Here is a 496-nt window from a genome sequence, read left to right as displayed (position 1 = left end):
CAGTAAAGATTAGCTGAACGGCAAATTGTTACAGTTTGAAGAAAATTTATTTGATTTTTTTTGAGAACGTTGGCATAACAATTGAAATAATGCACGTAGATTAAGCATTAACTGCTTAATTTTCAGTATAAATAGGAGCTGTTAAGCAGCTTTAAATATAAAGATATAATAACTGCAGTGACAGTTTGACTTAAAATTAGATATGGGCAGAACAAAATATACAGATCTTGACAGTCTGTCATTTCAAGGGATCGATGAAGATGCAGAATTAATTCCCTTAATGACGCCGGAAGATGAAGAAGAAATTAATAAGGAAGATTTACCCGAAATTTTACCTATCCTCCCTCTGCGGAATACCGTTTTATTCCCCGGGGTAGTTATTCCTATTACCGCCGGGCGTGATGCTTCTATCAAGTTGATCAATGAAGCCAATAACGGAAGCAAGGTGATTGGAGTGGTGTCCCAAATGGATGAAAAAGTAGAGAATCCTACTGCA

General features: G+C 36.3%; 1 protein-coding gene. It reads left to right on the top strand.

Annotated elements, in window-relative coordinates; genetic code table 11:
- Positions 1–202: 202 nt before the first annotated feature.
- Positions 203–496, top strand: a 294-nt coding sequence (locus HC175_RS17720; protein ID WP_209310064.1) for an LON peptidase substrate-binding domain-containing protein, incomplete at its 3' end; no start/stop codon positions are given.

It is taken from the genome of Salinimicrobium oceani, assembly GCF_012037645.1.
The sequence above is the reverse complement of the archived record's forward strand: the minus strand, read 5'-3'. Positions and strand labels throughout refer to the sequence as shown.